The following is a 21,739-nucleotide window of genomic DNA, read 5'->3' as shown; positions in this document are numbered from 1 at the left end:
GCAATCACTCGAAACGTCTTCGTTCCTCGACTCCGTTTCAACGCTCGCATTGCGCGTTGCGGGCTACGATGATCCTGAATTGCTCGCACAGTGCTCGAAGGGCGAGAAGATCACGGCCATCACCGAGGGCTGCCTGTTCCTGTTGTACGTCGTCCTGCTGACGATCGTGCTCATTTTCCTCGTTCACAACCTGCTCCAGACTGCATTCAGCGTGTTGATCACGATGATGTCGATCCTGGTCGCGATCTTCATCGGCCTGGTTGACCACGTCGCCTTCATTCGGTCCGCCATCTTTCCGGCGGGCATGCGTTCCCTGCGCCGGGGCGGTTTTGGCGCGAATGTGACGATCGGCGCCGACGCGATTTCGCGCGTCTGCAAGACCATCCGGGTTGCGTTGATGCTGCTGCTGGCATTTCTGACAGCGATCTTCGTTGGCCTTTCATTGAACGGCGATGCTGTCCGTACGGTCCTGACCAAACAGTTTTATTCGTTGAATGCGGTTGCGGCGCAGAAGGCGGCTAAGGACGAAGATGCCAAGCGGGCGCGGGTGCAGAAGGAGTATGAGCTCGCGCTCGGTGCGGAAGCTTCCCTCGCCTCTGAGGTCGACCGCCTCTTGAAACAGTCCAACCGCAAGACGTCGGACGCCACGACGTCGAAGCTGGTTGCCAACGACGGCCGGTTAGCACAGGTGCGAGCGGCGCTGGAGGAGAAACGCCAGATTCTCGACAGGCTCGATACCAACCGGCCGTCGAACATCGAGGCGGCGATCGAAGCGTCGCCGGGATTCGTGCCGCGCGATCTGTCGTTGGTCGCGAGGATCAAGGCGCTTTTCCAGGTCGTCCACGATGACCCATGGGCGGCCGTACCGACCGTGCTGATCGACCTGTTCATCCTAGGCGTCGATGCAGCTTTTCTGACGCTCAAAGGAATCGGCAGACCCTCAACCTACTGCATGGGGGCAGCCAGAAAACATCTGAGGGCGCTCGTGCATGAAGCCAGATTGGCGGAAGCTGAACGGTCGGAAGACCAAACCCCAGAGATGCCCGAGCGGCCCGAGCCGCAGGGCCCACAGGCGGCACCGCAGAAGCGCGGTCCCGGCCGGCCGCGCAAGAATGGTTTGGATCATACCGCGAAGGTGATGCAATGACGAACGACGACATCGACTTGAAGACCGTCAATCCATCCGAACTTCCGGAGGAAGCGAGGGTGCGCGTCCGGACCCCGGATGCTGTCTACTACCCCACACTCGCCGAGGACATGTTGGTGGGTGCCAGGGCCATCGCGACGTACTGGAAGGCGCGCAGCGACCCGCAGGCCCTGCGCGCGACTTACTTCGCCCTCGAACGCAGCCATATCCCGTCCTTCCACTTCAAGAACCGCCTCAGCATCCGAAAATCGACGCTGCTCGGTTACGTGTGGGCCCAGGAGCTCAAGGCGATGGACGATCTGGATGCGCGTCTGGTGCGGGTCCATGTCGCTCTGAATGCCGCATTGCCACTGCTGGAGCAAATCCAATCCCGGCGAAATCCGGAGTTCAAGCTCAAGGCCGCTCTGCACGAGGCGCGCAAGAACATCGAGGAGCTACTGGTCCGCTGATGTTCTCGATCAATAACCGCCCGCAACTCCGGGGCACCACGCCGCATCGCGGCTGAGGGGCCTTGATGTGCGGGCGTTGACCATCACCCGTGGACTAATTCCGAGGCATCACATGACTGAACCGCTCCGCACTGTTGCTCAGTTCGTCGTATCCGGCGGCCGGATTATCGCCGCGGTCTGGCAATTTGCTTGGGGCCTCGTGTTCGCGACGTTAGCGCTCTGGCTCGTGTTCGGCTTTCAGAATTGGTTCGCGTGGGTATTGGGAATCCTGTGCGGGCTTGACAGCGGCTATCTGTTGGTCACGGCAAGCGAGACCTACCTTTCGGCACAGCCCAACAAGCGGCAAGACGAAGTCGACCAGAAGCGCCGAAGTCAGTCCTTGTACGTCTCGACGGACCACCAGCGCGCCCGGCAGGAGAAACGGCGTCCGCAGCAGTAGCAGCAACGCGACCAACGATGTTCGGCCTCGAACGGAGAGTTTTCAATGAGTGGCGACAACCAACCGCAGGCTTTGACGGCAACCGGGGAGCCCCTTCGCGGTCTCAATGCCGCCCAGCAAGTCGAGAAGGAGCGCGCCGAGGCTTGGAGCTGGTACGCGAATGGCGGCGGCGGCTCGATCGAATATTTTGACGGTTACGCGTGGGACAGGATCGTCAGCCGCCACATAGCGGATGAGCAGGAAAGGCAGCGCGAACGCGGTCGCTAGGACGCTGGGGAGGCGCACGAAGCGCCTCCACTGGCGACGCCCTAGTTGTCGATATCCTTGGCAATGCAATCCGCCTTGTTCGCGGCATCGATGTAGCGCGAAATCGGCCCGCGTGCCCTGAAGTACAGGTCACGCTCGATGCCAAGGCCAAGGCTGCCACGGTGCTCGCCCAGTTCGGTCAGGCTGACGGTGCCGAATTCCGGGAAGCCCATGCCAAGATCGCAGAGGCCCCACGCCACGGTCTCGTCCGACGGATCGATCTCGGTGAGAAGCCAGGTACCCGCTCCGCACGGGTTGAACAGTTTCACGACGGGCTCGAAGTCGATCTCGTCGGGCGTGCCCTTGACCGCGGCCTGACGTCGACCATTCTCGATCAGCTTCTGGCGCAGGGCGGAGGTGAGGAGACGCTCGGCGGGAACGGTCTTTCGATTGTTCATGATATCCTTCCTGGCTGGGGTTGTGCGCGGCGAAAGGCCGCCATAACCCCTGCCTCGCGGCGAGCAGCGGGTGCGCAAGGCGCAAGGGTCGAAGGAAGTTGCGTAGCAACTTTTTTGGGGGGACCGCGCTCGCAAAAAATCAAAGCGCGCGGGGGAGCCAAAACCCGCAGGGCCTGCCCTTGTGGCGCGCGAGGGCGGAGCCCTAAGCCAACGCCGCGGCAGCGGCACGAGAAGCCGAAGCTGAAACCGGCGTGCGCGCAGCGCATCGTCCCGCGAAATGGCACCCGGGGCGCGTGAGCATAGCGACGGCGAAGCCGGCACGCGCAACGAGTGCAGCGACGAGACCGGTTAAAAGGGCACCCGGGAACGGGGCAGTGATAGCGGTCGCCGCAGGCGAGCCCCTTTTCCGAGTGCCCCCGGCGAGGAGCACATCAGCCCTTGCGCGATGGGATCGTTACCCGGAGGGCCGAGACCCCTACTTCCTTCTGGGGGCTCGGTGAGCGCGCTCATAGAGCCCGGTCCGCAAAGCGGACGCGCCGCATTTAATGAGAAACAGGTCCGGCGGTGCTCCTGGCGCACCACGTGGTGCGCTTTTGGGGACTATCCGAGCCACCCTTGATTGACGAATCTCAGACCGTCATCACCCACTTTCCCGCACAGCTCACCGGCGGGGACTGTCTGGCCCATCTCAGGAGACGTTATGCGAAAGCTGCCGCTCGACCCGGACGTCGCCGACGTGGCGCCCGCCGATACGATACTGACGCCCTATGGCTTCGAACACCTGATTACCTATTTCCGCCTGCTGTATGCCGATGCCAAAGGTGCGGATTGGCGCGAAGTTGCTCGCGTCGCGCTGCACATCGATCCTGAACGCGCGCCCCAACGCACGCGTCAGGCTCATGAGAGCCACCTTGCACGCGCCAGATGGATGACCGAGCAGGGCCTACCGACACCTGCTGCGTGGCGATGTACCGGGCCTGAACTAACTGGCCCATTTCGGAGAATCTCGCCAAGCGTTCGGACAAGAAAGCGACCAGCGTCATACCGCAGTCAGGTTTCATACATGCTGCATCTGCCCAATGATCAGGCAGACTCGCTGAACCCGTAGTCGCAGTTTGTTGCCAAAATTCGTTAGTCCCATCTCCTACCAAACATTCCCCTATGCCCGCCGCTACGACGAAAGTAATTTCGCCCTTGCTTGCAGCCTGAAGTTGAGCAGGATGGCTGCAAATCTCGCAATGCCGTTGCGGCTGGGACACACATCGGAGGCTTATGCTCAGGTTCTGTTTTCTCCTTTCGTTTGTAGCCATTGTTCTGATTTTCAAAATCTCCAACGCCGCCACGGCAGCGGTGACGGGCGACACATCCAAGTCGGATCGTATAGCGCTCACAAAAGAAATCATCCTTGAACGCAACAGCGCTTCGAGTCAGCCTTTCACAATCAATTCCTTTGGTGATGGTGATCTTCTGATTACCGCCGCGGAGAACCATCCGATTCACAAAGCGTCCGTCACGCGTGTTGATAGCAATGGTAAAGTAAAATGGCGTTACTATGCATCCCTGCAAGTTCTCCCGGAAAACCTGTCGGCGAGCCCGGAATTTCATGGGGCGATCGTCATGCCCGACAGTAGCAGCTTTGAATGTGGCCAAATGGTTCGACAGGAGCCGGGATTTCATCCCGGTATCGCTGGTCATGAGAGCCTTCTGGCCATGCTAACTCACCTCGATGCCGATGGCAGGCTACTCGGCGAGCAGGTGCTTCATCCTCAAAGTGAACCTGATCATGCCTACGGTAGCTTTTCTAGATGCGCTCATGTTGCAGATACTGTTCTTGCACTTGGAATTGCTTTTCGCGCAACGCCAAAACCTGCGGGTACCCAAGGCCCTCCGGGTAAGCTCGATTATTTTTACTGGATTATGGCTTTCGACGAAGCTGGAAACGCTAAGTGGGAGCACCTTTTTCCTATTTCGAGCAAGCTGGTTGGATTACCGCACGATATAAGCCAAATTCAAGAGACCAAAAACGGTTTCGCTTTTGCAGCGGCGCGTCGCGGCATGACTGAAGTCGTCAGCATGAGTTTGCAAGGTGACATGCGGGCACAGACAGTGCTCGATGGAATGTTCTCAATTGCCCGACCGACGTTCTCGTCTCCCGACCTCCAACTCACAGCCTTAGTTACAGATAAGGTTGTTTCTGTGACCCTGGACAGCAACTTGCATGAAACAAAGCGCTTCTCGGTCGATCATGAAGTTGGGGAAGCAAAAATCGCGTACCGGTCGTCGGATCAATCTCTCGTTCTGTTTGGCGATGCCATCATTCCTGACAAACCCGATTACAACACCAGAATTTCCATTCTGGATTCGACGCTGCAACACAGCCAGGACTTCTATTTCGTACCGAAAGATAACTCCGCCTGGGTCGAGGCCGCGACTCCCACATCCGGAACAAACGACTTTGCCGCGATCCGGATCATCGACAAGCCAGCCGTGACCCATGACCTAGTATTGGACTTCGTTCACGTTAGGTGAGTTTTTTACGTTGTCGATCGAACCGGTTTTGATAGCGAAGCGCTTTTTAGGGGACGGTAATGGGTATCAACCCAATTGATTCACTTGTTGCAGCACAGCTTTCGCAAGCCGCCGAAGCAGCTACGCCTCCGTCTCTTCTACCGAATCCCGATGCGATACCTGATGGCTGGACATATGACGGAGCCCTTTCGCAATACAGCCCGCCCAAGGGCGTGGTGCCCAGCCTGGGCAGCTTCCTCGTTTTTTACAATGACAGCACGCATCAGGTAGCCATTGTCTTCGGTAGCACACAAAACTACGCCGACCTGGCTTCGGACGTTCTTACCGCAGGGAATCGCGTTTGGATTGCAATTCAAGCGCAAGCGAATGAAGCGCTGGCAAGTATCCAGGCGAAATATCCAGACTCGAACGTCTTTACTGATGGCTACGGTCTGGGCGGTGGGTTGGCGCAAACCTTTGCCTTACAGAATGGATTAAGCGGGTTCGCCCAGAACTCACTGCCGATTTCGCCTTCCGCGGTGAGCAGCCTAGCAGCTCAGGGAAAAACAGTCGCCGGATACACCGGAATTTTCAAAGACGTCTATGTCCAGGATGATCCTGTCGAAGCCAACATGCGTGGTACCCTGGCCGACATTGCGGCCGGCCTGACAGGGGCAACTTTGCCTCCTTCACATGATCCGTCGGTAACGTCGGTTGTAGGCGCCGCTTATCTCGACTCACAGCCGTCGGTCTTGAAGAGCCCTGTGTCCGACGTACAAAAGGGTGCGGCCAAATTATTCAATCTTCTCGGTAGTCATGTAGGAGAGCCAGCACTACTGAAACTGGCAGGTGTTGTTGGCAAAGCAATTGCGGCATATGACGCCTATGAAAATCATTCTCTTCAGACACTCATCACTCAGGAGAAGGCTGATGCATGGCTAAGTACAGCACCTGCCTTGCCAACTCTGACGACGGGTCAAAACGACACGTCACTCGCACAAGATACTACTTCCGCAGTAGCCGCGGACGCGTTGCATCAAGCCGGATACTATATCGCGAACTCTGGCGATACAGCAGACAGTATTGCAGCAGCGCTTAGCCCGTCAGTTGTATTCAATTCCGCTTATGATGGGGCGACATTAACACGCATCAACGCCGTGTTCGGCGTAGACTTGTCCGCTACAACACTCCAGACAGGCGCGCTAGTGCATGTCCCAGTTTCAGCTGTTTCCTCTGCTCTCTTCGGTACGCTAACGCCTGCGCCTGCGGGGCAGGTACTCGTGATCGATCCTACCAGCTCGAACCATTTTTACTATGTCGGAGCGAGCCTCGACAGTCACGACAGCGGCGCCCTGATCATCGATACGCCGGATGCGACGGGACATTTTCTGACTCTCGCTACTGGAACCTATAGCAACGTCGGCTTTCAATCTGATGGCACAATCGACATTGCCTTGGTTGATGGCGGGCTACCTCTTGGCATCCTCACGTTAAGTGCAACGGGCATACCGACGTCCCTCAAACTTACTGACCAGGAGGTTATTGATCTATCTGGGAGCGCCGCCTCTCAATTGACCGCTATCACGGATACCGCGGCGATACCCGAGGCGACGCTCGACCACTACCTCGCACAGCTCGGCGCATCTGTCGCGACATCACAACAACTCGATACGCTGCATGATGCCAGCCTATCCAAACTCCCGGCAACACAAACCATCACCTTCGGCAATGGACAGACCCTAACGCTCGATCGGGGTTCCTATTCGTCAGCTTCTCACAGTCTTCTTGCCGGGACTTACACGATCAATCTGACGACCGCGAGCGGGGCGTCGATAGGTACGCTCGAACTGAATGCGAACACTGCCGCCGGCTCCATGACTCTGCTGGACGGTAGCACTATCGAGATTTCCGGGATCACCGCGCCAACTACGCTATCGGCGGGTAACGGCAGTCCTCCACTGGATGTCATCGAAAATGACCTCGCCCAACTTGGCTCACCACTATCAACGAGCCAACTCAGTGCCCTGCATTTCGACACCGCACATCCTGCGGCCCAACCATACACATATCAGGGAAGCTTCTCATACAACGGAACGGGATATTCGTACCCTTTGGGACATGAATATCTCTTCAATTCAAACCAAGATGGGCCGATAGCTCCAGGCGCTATCATGACCGGCCTGACGACTTACACCTTGCCGGATGGGACGACGGAAACGGTAACCAACAATATCATCGAGCCCGGACCGGGGACGAACGATCTCACACGCGACACGATTTCAGGCGTCCAGGAACTGATATTGTCGATCTATTCGACAACCATCGTCACGCGCGCAGAATATGACGCATTTCAGACGATCTATCCGACCAGCAGCAGGGCCGATGTCCTTACGCTCGCTGATGGCGGCACATATTCGCAAACCGATTCACAATTTCACGGTCGTTATGCCGGATTCACAGCAGACTCGTGGACCGGCACAACGCTCATCGGCGCCACTGATGCTACGCTCACCACCTTCACGGCAAGCCTTTATGGCAATGACACCCTCATGGCCGGCGGTGGGTTCGGTAATGTGCTTATTGCGGGTGGGGGCAATGACAAGCTAATCGCCGGGGATGGCCAGAACGAAGTGCTCATTGCGGGTACCGGCATCGAATCTCTCACAGGCGGCACTGGCGGCGACCTCTTTATCGTAAATGCAACTTTGGCATCTCCATTCATTGGAGGTTCGGCTGGAGGTACGGGAGGAACTCCAGCGGCTGGGAGCGTGCTTGAAGGAGCCGGCGCCAACAACATACTCGTTGCCACCGGTGATATCAGCGAGCTTGCCATCAGTGGCATTCAGACGCTGAACACCGCGACGAATGTTAGCTGGTCACTGGATAGCGTGTTCGGATCACCCAGCACCGGGAGCAATAATTTCGTTTTTGGGGGTGGCGGAAGCATAGAACTCACCGCCGCTCAGTTTGACGGCTTTCAGACCATCGTCGGCGGCGGCACGATCGTAGCAGCAACTTCAGGGGAGTTCTCGCTCGTTGGTAAAACCACCGATAGCTACAATCTGACCGCTACCGACTGGGGTACAACCACACTGATTGGCAACGATGCCAATGGCGAGACCCTGACCGCGAGCCTGTTCGGCAATGACACGTTGCAGGCCGGCAACGGCGCTGGTGCTACCCTCGTGGCCGGTGAAGGCGTCGACAAACTAATCGGCGGCACTGGCGGCGACACATTCGTGGCAGCCGATGGCCTTGCCTATGGCAGCGAAGTTCAGGGGTATGGAACAAACGATGTCCTGCAAGCTAGCGGCGATATCACTGGCGCCACGATCACTGGCATTCAGACGCTTCAGACGAACGACATCACGTTGACGGCCTCGCAGTTCGCCGCTTTTAACGCGATCCAGGGCAGCTACGGGACTATCTTTGCCGGCACCGGCGGTACCTTCGATCTATCGAGCAAAACGAGCGACTTTTTCGATCTCACTGCGGAAACGAATGCCGGCACAAAGCTAATCGCCAACGACAACGCTGGTGAGGTCCTGACGGCCAGCGCACTTGGCAACGACAACCTGATCACGGGCTCCGGCGCGTACTACACGCTCGATGCGAGCGGAACAGGCGGCAACAATACACTGGATGCCAGCCATGCCGTCGCCGGGAGCAATGGCGCCGGTTTCGGTTCCGATCTCGATGTAAGCGACAGCACTGGCGACAACTCCCTGAAGGCGGGTACCGGCCAGGGCTATAAGCTCGATGCAAGCGGAAGCTCGGGTAACAATAATCTCGATGTGACCAACACCTCCGGTTATGACCGTCTGGACGTCAGCAACAGCGACGGTGACAACAAGCTGATCACCGGCGATGGCGACCACGAAACGCTCGATGCATCGAGCAGCTTTGGCAACAACACCCTGACAGCCGGCAACGGCAACTATGATGTTCTCAATGCAGCCGACAGCGTTGGCGACAATGTCCTGAAGGCTGGCGACGGGAACGGCGACACCCTCAGTGTGGGGAACGCCGCGATGATGGCGCTTCCGACAATGGCAGGCTCTCCAAGTTTTGGTGACAACACCCTGACCGTCGGCAATGGCGCCGGAGACATACTGACCGCTGTTGGCTCTTACGGCAACAACAGCCTCACGGCCGGCGACGGAAGCGGCGACACACTCAACGCGTCCTACAGCTCGGGCGATAATACCCTCACCGCCGGCAACGGGGATGGTGATGTCCTCGATGTGAACTACAGCACGGGCAACAACATTCTCAGGGCCGGTAATGGTCAGAACGACGTCCTGAACGCCACGGGCGCCACCGGCAGCAATACCTTCATCGTCGGCGCCGGCAGCTCGACCATCTACGGCGGCGCTGGCGACAATACGTACATTGTTTCGGGTGCTGCGACCGAAAATGTCACGATCATCAACGATGATACCGGCACAAATCATACGATCATCAGATTTGTAACAGGCGTTTCGGCGTCTGATGTAACCCTCGCCCAGTCAGGTACCGATCTGGTCATCACCGAGGGTACCGACCCCATCACGGTCCAGAACTACTTCGGCAGCGCCACAAACCAGATCGACGCCATCCAGTTTGCCGATGGTACCATGTGGGATCCGACCATCATCGCGGCCAGAACCCCGCTTGTGGTCAATGGCAGCGTCTCGCTGACGGCCGCGCAGTTCAACTCCTACATCACGATTGAGGGTTCCGGCACAATATTCGGGACGACTGGCGGCACCTATGATCTTTCGGGCAAATCCAGCGCCTCCATCAATCTGACCGCACAGTCTTCTGACGGTACTACCCTCATCGGTGATAGCGCCGATGGCGAAGTTCTGACGGCCAGCACATCCGGGGCCGACACGCTGACAGCCGGCAACGGCGCTGGCGACGTGCTGAATGCTGGGGCAGGTCTTGATATCCTCAACGGTGGCAACGGTGGCGATACTTTTAATATCGGCATGTACGGCACGCCCGCTGCCGGCAGCCAGTTTCATGGCGGAACGGGCATAGATACCCTTTCAGCCAACGGAGATCTCACCGGTTACACGATCACCGGCATCGAAACCCTCCAAACAAATTATGCCACGCTTACCGGTGACCAGTTCAATGGCTTCACTTCCTTTGCAGGCAATGGCTATCTGCTGCTCACCCTGACGACAGGCGGTACCTGGTCTCTGGTCGGGAAGACCATCAGCGGCACTTATGGCTACGCGCTGCAAACAACCTCATCGACCGATACGACACTCATCGCCAATGATGCCGACAACGTGCAACTCAATGCCACGCAGTCGTCCGGCAATGACACGCTCATTGGAGGGAATGGACAAAACCAGACCCTGATGGCTGGCAGTGGCAATGACACACTGATCGCCGGGGATGGTGGAGATTATCTTGTTCTCGGCAGCGGCGTTGATATCGCCAGAGGCGGCGCGGGCGACGACGGCTTTGAAGTGGACGGAACGGCCGTTCCGGGCACGAGCATTGATGGCGGCGGCGGTACCAACACGCTGTTTGCGAATGGCGATATCTCGCAGCTCACTTACACGAACATCCAGACTCTCGGGGTCACCAGTGCGACTTCCCTGACGGCAAGCCAGCTGGCCGGCTTTACGTCTATCGAGAGTGTCTACGGCTCGTTTCCTCCAGGTTTTCCGGCCCCAACAGCCCTCATCACGGCAGTCACGGGCGGCACTTATTCCCTCGCTGGCAGGAGCACTGATCTCATCAACATGACTGCCGCATCGAACAGCGGCACCATCCTGATCGGTAATGACGCCAACGGCGAAGTCCTGACGGCGAGCCTATCGGGCAACGATACGCTGCATGGCGGCAATGGCAACAACGACAAACTGATGGCCCGTAGCACGAGCGGCAACGACACCCTGATCGCCGGCAACGGTTTGAATGGCCTGCTGGATGCAAGCCACAGCACCGGCACCGTCACGATGACCGGAGGCAATGGCGGCGACTACTTTTCGTCGGGCCAGGGCTTCACCACCATGAATGGTGGTAATGGCAGCGACTATTTCCTGATTGGACACGGCAACGCCGCTATCACCGGCGGCAACGGCAACAATACCTATGACTTCACTTACGCCAGCACGGCCGGCAACTATATCATCAATGATTTTCACACGGACGGCAGCCATTCGAACATCGTATTTGGTACCGGGATTACGTCATCCAGCCTTCATTTCAGCCAGTCCGGTAGTGACCTTGCGATTGCGATCGGCAACGAATCCATCACGGTGCAGAACTGGTTCGCTGGCAGCGCCTACCAGGTAGCGAGCGTCAAATTCGCCGATGGTACGAACCTGACGGCCCAGCAGATCAATGCGCTTCTCAAGCCGACCCTGTCGTGGTCAGTCGCCGGACTTTCGTCAGGTGCGGGCGGCCCCGTTACTTCGGTTCAGGGCACGACGCAATCGGGAAACACGGTCAACTTCTATGACGGCGCTTCGCTGATTTCCTCAGTCGTTGTCAGCGCCGCAGATGGCACCTTCACGGCCAACCTGCCCTCCTTCACCGCGGGAGAGCACTCCATCACGGCGGTCGCTACCTCAGCCACTGGCGGCGTCAGCGATAAGACTGCTGCAAGCCTGATTGAGGTCGGGACGGCGGGGGGTATCGCTAGTCAACTCGATGCCCTCGCCGCAAAGACGGGCCTCGCAGCCATCTGGCTTACCGACACGCACGTCCTGCCTGAACCATCTTCAAGCATCATAGCGCAGGTAATCGCCAGCGATCAGGCAGCGCTTTCAAAGATTGTCGACGGCTATTCCTTTGCGGTGACCACGGTTACGTCCACCACCACGAAGGTCGTCAACTATGACGCCAACGGTCACCTCACCTCAACAGTAACGACCACCTACAAATCCGGTGTCATTTCGAGCGTGGTCACGGTCCTTGCCAACGGCACGACCGATACGGCGACCTACAGCAACGGCATCATTGCAAGCGAAGTCATCAAGTATGCATCGGGATCACCCGATCTGTCTGACACCAGGTCCTTCACGGCCGGTGTGCTAACCCGGGACACCGTCGTTCACGCCGATGGTTCCAAAGACGTCTATATCTACCAGAACCAGAACCAGAGTTATGTTGCCGAGCACGATGCCTATAACCCCGCAGGCGTGCTGATCGCCGTCACGCGCACGCATGCGGACGGCTCCCTTGCTTACACTTACGTGCTGGATGCGTCGGGCAACCGGACGACGGATCTTGATGACGCAAGTGGCGCGCTTAAATCCCACACCGTGCTTTACGCCGATGGCTCGTCCCATGTCTGGAATTACACCAACGGCGTCCTCGTCAGTGACGTACTGAAATATGCCCTTGGTGCGCCGGATATTTCAGACAGCAAATCCTACACGACCGGTGTCCTCAGCAGTGAGACCGTCGTTCATGCCGATCACTCGAAGGACGTCTATCAAACCAACATTGCCGGCAAGACCTACGTTGCCGAACACGACGTCTATGACGCGTCCGGTGTTCTCTTATCCGTGATCCGTACTAAGGCCGACAGCTCTACCGACTACAGCTACAGCCTGGCGGCGGATGGCACCAAAACGGCCGACCAGTACGATACCTCCGACCTTCTGAAGTCGCACTCCGTTGTCCATGCTGACGGTTCCTCGCAAGTCTGGAACTACGTCAATGGCGTGATAGCCAGCGAAGTCCTCAAATATGCCGCGGGTGCACCGGATATCTCCGATACGAAGAATTTCACGGCGGGCGTACTGGCAAACGAAACAATCGTGCACGCTGACCACTCAAAGGACGTCTGGTACTACGGCATCACGGGCAAAACCTATGTTGCCGAACATGACAGCTACAATGCAGCAGGAGTGCTGATTTCCATCGTTCGCACGAAGGCCGATGGCTCTGTCGACTACACTTATAGCCTCGCAACTGACGGGACGAAGACCACCGATCAGTACGATGCTGCCGACCTTCTGAAGATGCAGTCCATCGTCCATGCCGACGGCTCGTCGGATACATGGAGTTATGTGAACGGCGTGATCACCAGCGAGGTTGTCAAGTATGCCGCAGGCGCGCCGGACATCTCGGACAGCAAAAACTACACTTCGGGCATCCTGACCAGCGAAACGACCGTTCACGCCGATCACTCGAAGGATGTTTATCAGACCAACATTGCCGGCAAGACCTACGTCGCCGAGCATGACGTGTACAATGCGGCAGGTACGCTCACGGGCGTCGTTCGTAGCCACGCTGATGGATCGATCGACTACACGTACAACCTGGCTGCCGATGGCACGAAAACGACTGACCAGTATGACGCCTCCAGCAATCTGAAGACCCAGTCCGTTGTCCATACCGATGGCTCATCGGAAACGACGAACTACGCGAACGGCAGCCTGACCAGTGACGTCATCAAATATGCCGCAGGTGCACCGGACATCTCTGACAGCAAAACATACACCGCCGGCCTGCTGACCAATGAAACCATTGTCCATGCCGACCACTCGAAGGACGTCTACCTGTCGAACATCACCGGCAAGACCTACGTCACCGAACATGACGGCTATAACAGTTTGGGCACGCTGGATCTGGTGTTCCGTTTCCATGCCGACGGCACGGAAGACTATGACTACAATCTCGCTCCGGACGGCACAAAGACCACCAACCAGTATGACGCGGCAGGCACCCTCACCTCACACAGCGTCGTCGATACCGATGGAAGCTCGGATAGCTTCAGCTATGTCGCAGGTGTTCTGACACGCGAAACGGTCGTCCATACCGACCATTCAAAGGATGTCTATCAATCGAATATTACCGGCAAGACGTACACAGCCGAGCACGATGCCTACAATTCCGCAGGCACGCTGGTGAGCATTGATCGCACGCAAACTGACGGCTCGCATCAGCAGACGGCCTATGTGGCGAATGCGGAGCTGACCTCTACGTCCGGGGTCGCGGATTTCTTCACCAGCAGCTCGGCGGGTGGCGATACCTTCGTCTTCAAACCGGGATCAGGCACCGATACCGTCACGCACTTCCATGCTGGAAGCGGATCGAACGCCGATATCCTGGAACTAGCCGGTCAGGGCGCCTTCCAGGATTTCGCGACCTGGGCAACGACGCATCTGCACCAGGCAGCCGGCAGTGCCGACACAATCGTCGATGAGAGCCCGACCGATCACATCACGCTCAAGGGCATCAGTCTCGCGAGCCTGACAGCGGCCAATTTCCACCTGATCACCTAGCATACCCCAACTGCGTGGCAGCAGCTATGCACCGGCCGGAACGGCCTTGGCCACGGTACCGAATATTTCGTTCGCATCGGCTTCAATGTTCTCAACGACGTGCTTTACTTTGGCTTTGATCTCACCCTCATCCTCATTGTACACCTCCGAAGCAACAAACTTGGACTTCTTCAGGTAGAAGGAAGACCACTTCTTTCCTTCCGGCTTCCGGAAGAATTTCAAGTCAGTGGCCGCCGAGAGGATCGCTTCACGTATTACTTCGTTGCCAGGCGAAATGATCGCTTTGGCCACGGCGTTCTTGTCTGACCAGAAGTAATCGATTTCGAACAGAAACACCTCCTTGTCAGGCCATGCCACGCCTGTTCGCGGTAACTTCTCCGCCAACTCCTTCGACGTGAAGCGTATATATCCCTTGTTGCGTGAGCCGATGACGAATCCTCGGGATTTCAGCTCCTCTTCGAAATATGGATAGAGGACGCTGGCCGGGTCGGGGCGATTTTCGAACACGAAGTCGAACGCGGACTTGTGGGCCTTGTAAACCTTTCGGGCCAGGTCATTCAGCTTGTCGTTCATGAGAAGCTCACGATTGATCGTTGTAAGATAGTCTTCGATGTAGAGCGCCATCTTGTCGCTTATTGAGTCCCGGTAGAGCTCGAGCACATTGGCGAGGATGCTCGCAATCTGCTCGTAGGAATAGTTGATGTAGACCTTTCGATCACTCTCATCGGCGGGGTCTGATCCGAGCGGGGTCAGGAAGACGAAGTGCTTCTGCTTTCCGCCGAACTCTCCATCGACGATGCCTCTGTAGCGACTGAGTTGCTGCGAGTGCTCCGACGAGTCGACCTTGTTCTCGACGACGATCACATCGTTCGGAAAGTCGATCAGAATATCGATACCTCGCCACTCGCGCCGCACGTCGACGTCGCTGAAATCCATCAGATCTGCATCGAACAGGGTGCGCCCTTGCGCCCGGCTATCGGCGAAAATGTCGCGCAGGAACTTGCGTAGCAGAATATCGCCGAGACCGTGGTTCTCCCCGGGGTCGAGCAGGTAGGCGAAGAAATTTGAGTGGCGGATTTCCTGCCGCTCGATTGCAAGCGCCCGAAAAATATTTGGCTCGCGCATCGCCAGCTCGAGCTTCTCGAAGTCCGGATCGGTTATGGCGGCCGCCAGCCGCGTTTCGAGATCAACCTCGTCTGTCACCGTTTGCACCCGCCCCAGTTGTGAACAGAGACTAGCAGCCGATTGTCGCAGGAAGCAACCGCTCGTCCGGGCAGTGGGGCGTCATCAACCTGACTCCGGGCCTGCGTGCCAACCGTCTTTCGCAGCCCTTCCAAGCATTGTCGCACCGATCGTCCGGCCGGATGCAAGTGCACAGCACTCCTTCACTGCGTTACGGTCGCAAGCGATGCATCCGCCTCCTCCGGCGCAACGGCCTCCTCGAAGGCCGCGATTGGCGCGGCCGAAACGATGGAGGCGAAGATGCAGGCGTGGACGGTCAGTGAACTGATGATGCTAACGCGGATGGAGCTGTGTAATCTGGCTGTTGAGACCGAACTCACGCTATACGGCCTTGATGCAGGCAGCATCGGGCGACTTGATGCCATCACGACGCTGGAGAACATCCGCCGCGTGATGCTCATGCGTGGATTTCATTTCTGATCGGCATGGAAAAGCCCTGCCGGATCCGGTCCGGCAGGGCCCTCTATCGCAATCATCCGATACCTAGCTCTGGAATCCTTCCATACGGCGGGATCCGCTGCGACCGCGAGCAGGGCGCCGGGCTTTGGTCGTCGGGTTCGCCCGTGTTTCGACCTTGCTCTTCAATAGGTCCTGGATGACTGCCTCAGGTGTGGTCAGGAGGAGCTTACTCCGCTCGTTGCCCGCGAGGTCGCGCCATTTGAGCCGGGTCTTGTATGGCTTCGTGGGGTTGAAGTCTTCGGTGGGCTCGAACATTTCGACCCGAAAGACGATCGCCTGGTTCACGGCGACATTATCTTCCGTAAAGAGATGAAAGCCATGCTCGGTTGCGAATTCCTGCGGCGACTGCACGGTAAGAACGATATCGCGGTTGAGCAGGATCAAGCGCGACTTGAACTCCTTCTCGGGCTTGAACTCAGGGTTAGCTGCCGGGTCGAACGGTTCGACACACGCGACCTGTTCGAGAGGCACAAGTCTTTTACCGATGGTGAGAACTTTCGCTTTCCCGAGTGTGAGGACTTTCATGGAGATCTCCTTTTCGTGGTTGAGGAGCTTCTGGTGTAGCGAAAGCGCACAGCTTTCCCGACAGGAAGGGTTGGGAATCGCGCTGGAAATACCGGGAAGGTTTTGTACTGCGAACCGGACTCGTGTCCGCGGCGATGCTCATTGAGCAGCGTCGCGCGATTCTTTGACCAACACGACACGCCCGCAGCTACCTGATCGCACCTCGTGCGGGCATTCGCAGACGTCCCGAGCACGGCCCTCACCTCACGCGATGATATGTGCGTCGAATATCCGGGTGTGCACAGGGGATATTTTACACGGAGCCGTTGCGAATGTTTTGCGTTGCAGCATTTTCAAATTGACTTGCGGGCTACCAAAAAAAGACAATCGAAATATTCTTTCGAGCCTCTTCTCGAAGCAAGCGCCGCCCCGCAAGAGATGGATTACCCATTTCTGGCAGTCGGCCGTAGCGACCACCACAGAGGCCGTTCATGGGGGGCTTTTCATCTCTCGTGCCGAAGGATGCCTTCCGTATTCACAGGAGGCCGATTCAACAACATCAGGAGGACAAATGCAGCCAGACGCCGCGCCCCAGAACAAACAAGTTCACCTTGCCGACGATATCCTCAAAGGCGCCGATGCGATCGCCGATTTCCTCTTTCATGGCACAAGCGACGATCAACGCAGCCGCAATCGGCGCAAGGTGTATTATCTGGTGGAGTCGTCCCGGCTACCGATCTTTCGGCTTGGTTCGATGCTTTGCGCTCGCAAGTCAAAGCTGCTGGACTTCATCGCCACCCAGGAGAACAGGGTTCTCGAATCCGGCCAGTAACGCCCTTCGCCCGATCCGCCACGTCAATAGGTGGACGAAAAGCGCATCGATCCAATCGGAAGGCGGGACTGTCAGAAGCTGCTCGACCTGGCCTGCAGTAGCGCCGCAGGAAGCGAGCGGCCTTGACGGCCACACACGTCTCGGCTGATCTGGATGTTTTCGAAGGGGCAGTGACAGGCTAAACTCGACGCTGTCCACCCAGCACGCGCACGACCATGTCCGAGCAAATGGAAGAGAACAAGGAAGAGACGGCCTATCACGAAGCGGGACATGCAGTGATGGGCTGCGTGCGTGAACGTTATCCGCTCTCGGTGTCAATTGTTGGGGACGGCAAAGGCGTAGTTGGGAGGACAGATTTCGAAGACGACCTGCCGCCGAGCGTCTTTCGCCATTTCGATCAGTCCGAGACGAAGAAAAAATACATACGGACCCGTGTCCTGATCGAAGTCGCAGGGACCATAGCGCACGACATCAAGTATCCGGGGCGCGCTCACGACGAAGGTGATGCCAATGATGATCGCTCGGCGAGGCAGTTCGTTACTGAGGGAGTGCACTTCGAAGACGACCGCGACGCCTATTTGGCATCCGCACGACAGGAGGCAGAGGACCTGCTCAAAAAGAATTGGCCGTTGGTGGAAAAAGTAGCCACAGCGCTATTGGAACGCCGCGAACTCAGCCGTACCGAACTGCTGGAGATCCTGGCCGCATGATCGTGGATACCTTACGCATCTGGTGTGCGGAGGAGATCGATGTAACTTGTTTCACCGATCGTCGAAAGGAATCCAATCAATTCTTCCGCCAGCTTCTTGCTCTCTGCGAGGTCGCTTTCAAGGCCCGCCTTCAAAATCGCTCGGATGAAATCCCTCTGGGTAACATAGGCTGCTCGCTCGACACGCGGACTCTTCAGGAGCGCCGAAAGCACGGCAACGGCCTCATTCGGATGATTTTCTGACATCTTGTGAAGCCGATCGACGACGCTAAATACATCCGTTGGCACGAACCCGGCGTGCAGCATTTTTGTTAGTTGGTCGAGGAGCCATTGATCGTCGATCTGACGACGCACGTACCATTGCCCGATCGCGCCTACCTCTTCGCGGAATGGGTCGGGGTCGGGCGCAGCAATGGCTGCCGCGAGCCTTCGTTCCCAGTACGAGAGTCCTCGCGCGCGCATCTCGTCCGGCAGTGACGAGCTCGGCAGGTCCAACTGAGTGCCGAGATACCACATCGCATACCGCTTCATGCGCTCGGGCGCATCGCGCCAGAACTGCTCAAGCAGATCGTCCGGCAACCCACCCCAGAGATGTAAGATGATGAGATGCTGACAAAGGCTCTCCTGACGGAAGTCGCGGTCCGACCCCTTGTCGGGCGTTGTGGATCGAGCAATTTCTTCCGCATAGCAATCGTGCAGATCAGAAACTAGATCTATGAGCGGGCCTCGGCCAAATCCAAGAAAGGACAGCCATGCCGATTGACGCAAGGCGCCATCGTCGGTCGGGAAGAGCGCTTTCATCCTCGGCTTGAGCCAATCTTCGCCGAAGTACAGCAAATAGCGGAGATACGACCCCACGATGGCATAGGGGATTCGTCCGCTCGATGAGCGATCCGCCAGCTCGACTTCCAGGATACTTTGAATTTCAGGGAGATTAGACAGCGTTTGCCGTGGCAACGTGCCAAACGTGCTGGATGGGTCTTTGCTTAGCCAGAACATCAGGAGGATGCAGAGCTCGAGGGCAATTCCCCTCAAGGTGGCTTGGGCCGCAAAGAACGGCTCCCTTGCGAAGCGTTCCTCGAAATCGGACAATTCGGGCTGCCGTGGAGCCGATTTTGCGATTGTAAGTACGAGGAGGCGAACAGCGGCGGTGTGCTCAAATCCGATACCAGTGGCTCCGCGCCGCAGTCCTGATGCAAGCGTATCGCACGCCGCCTTGCAGGCCCAAACCCAATCCTTGTCATCGCCATCAGCGACTGTCGCTGGATCAATCCTCTGATGAAGCTGAGCGAAGACATGTTCGATCAGCTTGAGCACGTTGCCCCAGTCAAAGCTTTGAGCGTTGTTCGCCGCGTTCTGAATTCCTTCCAGCGCTCGTCGAATATAGATCGGCTTTAAACCGATCAATTGGTCTGCGCTGGCGGCGTAAGCCTTAGGATCGCTGCCTACCGCGTTTCGCAGTTCTTGCGCTAGTGCTGTTACGGTTTGCCGCTGTGGCCCTGTTTCGGGGCGCCAGGATTTCAGAAAGGCGGCGATGTTCGGCACGGGCCTCGATGAGAAGTCCGCTCCCGTTAGCGGACTTACTTCTTCTGGGAACATCCGGTTTTTCCAGGCGTCCGGGTCTCCGAGTTCGGCGACGATCTTGTTCAGGGCTTCTTGTCTCTCGGGCGGCAAAACGGCACGCCATTTCCATACGGCGTCCCTGATCGACGACGCGCCAAATTTGCGTTCATTCTCGGCTGTCGGAGGTGCCTTGGTGTGTTCCTCAAACCTTAACTTCCACGCAGGGCCATATTTTGCGGGGATGCCGTCAACCACGGCCAATACGGTGTTTTGCTCCTCGGGAGTCAGCGAGGGAAACCATGCGAGCGCTAACGAGGCATACTCGTGCTGGCCCCACGATGCCTCGATTAGTTCCGGATCAAGCAAATATTGTGTTGCCAATTCCGGCGCGGCGACAGGGTTCTGGGCCAGAACATGTAACGCAATCCGCGTGAAGATCTTCGAGTTTTGAGAAGTTAGAATGCCGACGATGGCACGCATCTCGCCAGGATTATCCGCAACAAGCGTTTCGACCGAACGGCGTACAGCGCTCAAGAGTGCGTCGTAGATATCATGCTGAGCCCGGTCGTCGTTCGCGATGGGATCAGAAGAATGAAAGCCCCATGTATCTCGATCCGTAACGCGCGTGGCTTCCCGAAGCAGCTCGATAAACAGCCTGAGCGCATCTTCGCCGCAAGCCTTGGTCAGCGGGACCACCATCGACGGCAAATGATGCTCATACATATGGTGGCCATAGAGGCTGGCGATCTCCCCGTTACGGTCCCAAATCTGGAGAAGAGACTGGGCGATGGTGAGCGCGGCGCTCTTCTGCCCTGCTTCAGCGAGTTTCTTCAGGAGCTTTTCAGGAGCCTGAAGAAAGAATGATCTGTTCTCGCGGCTGAGCCAACCGACGGCCAGATCGGAAAGCGGCGCTGACTCTTCAGCCGGAAGCGCTGCCAAGATCTCCAATCCGTTCTCATGGATGTCAGGATGGAGGGACGACGCCACGCTTCTTAAGGCATCGGCGACGCCCTTCCGCGTCACAGCATCGTCCGATGCGGCCATTCTGAGGAGGAAACCTCCCGCAGGCCATTGGCGAAAGCGCATTTCACCGCCAGTCGCTGAATCGGCAAGCGGCTCGCCCAGGAGCCGCGCTCTGGCAAGATGTGGCAGCCAATCGCCCGACTGAAGCCTCTCAAAGAAATGCTTCTGAAGAGGTAACGCACCTGGAATTTCGCTGGCAAAAAGAGCAACCGCTTCGGACCGATTTGGTAACGCCGCCAATTCTTCAACACGGCGCATCAGCACGACGTAGCGGCCTTCCAGAGCGACTGCGACGGCGCGTATGACTGTGTCGAGAGGCTGTTGATATTGGGTTCGGAATTCGTCATCGACCGCGAGCGAATGATGAAAAGAGCGCTGATGAGCCTTTCCGGCACTATCGCTAAGTGCACCCCAACATTTCGCAACATCGCCGTCCGGAGTAAGACCGAGGCGGGTTACAATTTTGCGGATCTGGTTCTTGTGGCTGAAGCGCGGCCTCAGAGCCTTCGTGGCACGTTGAACCGTGGGCTCATCGAAGCCTTGCTCCAGCAAGCTCTGCTGCGCTTTCGCAATCAGCTCGGTGGTCTTTTGGTCTTCCGCAGCTTTGGCATCCATGGGCACTTCAAGAACATGACGCAACAGCGAATCCAGTTCACGAAGCGCGTGAGCGGCAATAGGTCTCGCTACCCGCAGCTCGCCCGCTCCGGCGGAGAGCCGACAAAAGTCCGTGTAACGATCCGCAATCGCCGTTCCGAGCAGACGATCGAGTAGCGCCACGGTATCTCGCTGTTCCGGCGTAAGATCGAATACCTTGACAGGTACGGCTTCCAATATGGGGCCGCCGGCGAGCGTGTCGTCGCCTTGGACCTTCGTTGTTTCTCTCTGCTTCTTGGCCATGGAACGTTTCAATCAATTCAG

Annotated in this window: 13 protein-coding genes and 1 pseudogene; 10 read left to right on the top strand and 4 right to left on the bottom strand. The window is 57.5% G+C overall.

The features are described 5' to 3' along the window. Nucleotides 1–49 precede the first annotated feature (49 nt). The 4 genes from QQL28_RS16290 (at nucleotide 50) to QQL28_RS16275 (ending at nucleotide 2,302) form a co-directional block, all read left to right on the top strand. Nucleotides 50–1,147, top strand: coding sequence for a hypothetical protein (locus tag QQL28_RS16290; RefSeq protein ID WP_284267039.1), 1,098 nt, complete (start codon nucleotides 50–52; stop codon nucleotides 1,145–1,147). Continuing rightward, nucleotides 1,144–1,596 (top strand): hypothetical protein, encoded by a 453-nt coding sequence (locus QQL28_RS16285; RefSeq protein WP_284267037.1) that lies wholly within the window; start codon nucleotides 1,144–1,146, stop codon nucleotides 1,594–1,596. Before QQL28_RS16290 ends, QQL28_RS16285 begins: the two co-directional genes overlap by 4 nt. Nucleotides 1,597–1,708: 112 nt before the next feature. Next, complete coding sequence (locus tag QQL28_RS16280; RefSeq protein ID WP_284267035.1) at nucleotides 1,709–2,035, top strand: hypothetical protein; 327 nt, start codon at nucleotides 1,709–1,711, stop codon at nucleotides 2,033–2,035. 45 nt (nucleotides 2,036–2,080) lie between these two features. Beyond that, nucleotides 2,081–2,302, top strand: a complete 222-nt coding sequence (locus tag QQL28_RS16275) for a hypothetical protein (protein ID WP_284267033.1) — start codon at nucleotides 2,081–2,083, stop codon at nucleotides 2,300–2,302. Between the two features lie 41 nt (nucleotides 2,303–2,343). On the opposite strand, the gene QQL28_RS16270 is transcribed toward QQL28_RS16275, so the two are convergent. Then, nucleotides 2,344–2,739 carry a DUF2958 domain-containing protein gene (locus QQL28_RS16270; protein ID WP_284267031.1) on the bottom strand — a complete coding sequence of 132 codons (396 nt, stop codon included), beginning with the start codon at nucleotides 2,737–2,739 and terminating at the stop codon, nucleotides 2,344–2,346. Between the two features lie 700 nt (nucleotides 2,740–3,439). Between QQL28_RS16270 and QQL28_RS16265 the strand changes: the two are divergent. The 3 genes and pseudogenes from QQL28_RS16265 to QQL28_RS16255 all read left to right on the top strand — a co-directional run bounded on the left by QQL28_RS16265 (nucleotide 3,440) and on the right by QQL28_RS16255 (nucleotide 14,489). Further along, nucleotides 3,440–3,725 (top strand): annotated as a pseudogene (locus QQL28_RS16265) (DNA -binding domain-containing protein). Between the two features lie 286 nt (nucleotides 3,726–4,011). Continuing rightward, nucleotides 4,012–5,268: a hypothetical protein gene (locus QQL28_RS16260; protein ID WP_284267029.1), complete on the top strand. Its 1,257-nt coding sequence runs from the start codon at nucleotides 4,012–4,014 to the stop codon at nucleotides 5,266–5,268. Nucleotides 5,269–5,327: 59 nt separating this feature from the next. Continuing rightward, nucleotides 5,328–14,489 (top strand): beta strand repeat-containing protein, encoded by a 9,162-nt coding sequence (locus QQL28_RS16255; protein WP_284267027.1) that lies wholly within the window; start codon nucleotides 5,328–5,330, stop codon nucleotides 14,487–14,489. A gap of 24 nt (nucleotides 14,490–14,513) precedes the next feature. Here the strand turns inward: QQL28_RS16255 and QQL28_RS16250 are convergent, their stop codons facing one another. Continuing rightward, nucleotides 14,514–15,692 (bottom strand): PDDEXK-like family protein, encoded by a 1,179-nt coding sequence (locus tag QQL28_RS16250; RefSeq protein WP_284267025.1) that lies wholly within the window; start codon nucleotides 15,690–15,692, stop codon nucleotides 14,514–14,516. Nucleotides 15,693–15,971: 279 nt separating this feature from the next. Between QQL28_RS16250 and QQL28_RS16245 the strand changes: the two genes are divergently transcribed. Further along, complete coding sequence (locus tag QQL28_RS16245) at nucleotides 15,972–16,151, top strand: hypothetical protein (RefSeq protein ID WP_284267023.1); 180 nt, start codon at nucleotides 15,972–15,974, stop codon at nucleotides 16,149–16,151. 63 nt (nucleotides 16,152–16,214) lie between these two features. Here the strand turns inward: QQL28_RS16245 and QQL28_RS16240 are convergent, their stop codons facing one another. Next, nucleotides 16,215–16,715, bottom strand: coding sequence for a hypothetical protein (locus QQL28_RS16240; RefSeq protein ID WP_284267021.1), 501 nt, complete (start codon nucleotides 16,713–16,715; stop codon nucleotides 16,215–16,217). Between the two features lie 550 nt (nucleotides 16,716–17,265). On the opposite strand from QQL28_RS16240, the gene QQL28_RS16235 reads away from it, so the two are divergent. Both QQL28_RS16235 and QQL28_RS16230 read left to right on the top strand, forming a co-directional pair. Further along, the gene (locus QQL28_RS16235) at nucleotides 17,266–17,526 is read left to right on the top strand and encodes a DNA-binding protein (RefSeq protein ID WP_284267019.1); all 261 of its coding nucleotides are present in this window, start codon (nucleotides 17,266–17,268) and stop codon (nucleotides 17,524–17,526) included. Nucleotides 17,527–17,741: 215 nt separating this feature from the next. After that, entirely contained in the window at nucleotides 17,742–18,236 is a 495-nt protein-coding gene (locus QQL28_RS16230; RefSeq protein WP_284267017.1) for an FtsH/Yme1/Tma family ATP-dependent metallopeptidase, read from the top strand. An 11-nt stretch (nucleotides 18,237–18,247) separates the two neighbouring features. Here QQL28_RS16230 and QQL28_RS16225 read toward each other — a convergent pair whose 3' ends face one another. Next, nucleotides 18,248–21,718 carry a hypothetical protein gene (locus QQL28_RS16225; protein WP_284267015.1) on the bottom strand — a complete coding sequence of 1,157 codons (3,471 nt, stop codon included), beginning with the start codon at nucleotides 21,716–21,718 and terminating at the stop codon, nucleotides 18,248–18,250. Nucleotides 21,719–21,739: the final 21 nt, after the last annotated feature.

Source organism: Bradyrhizobium iriomotense (genome assembly GCF_030160715.1).
GTDB lineage: Bacteria > Pseudomonadota > Alphaproteobacteria > Rhizobiales > Xanthobacteraceae > Bradyrhizobium > Bradyrhizobium iriomotense.
The sequence above is the reverse complement of the archived record's forward strand: the minus strand, read 5'-3'. Positions and strand labels throughout refer to the sequence as shown.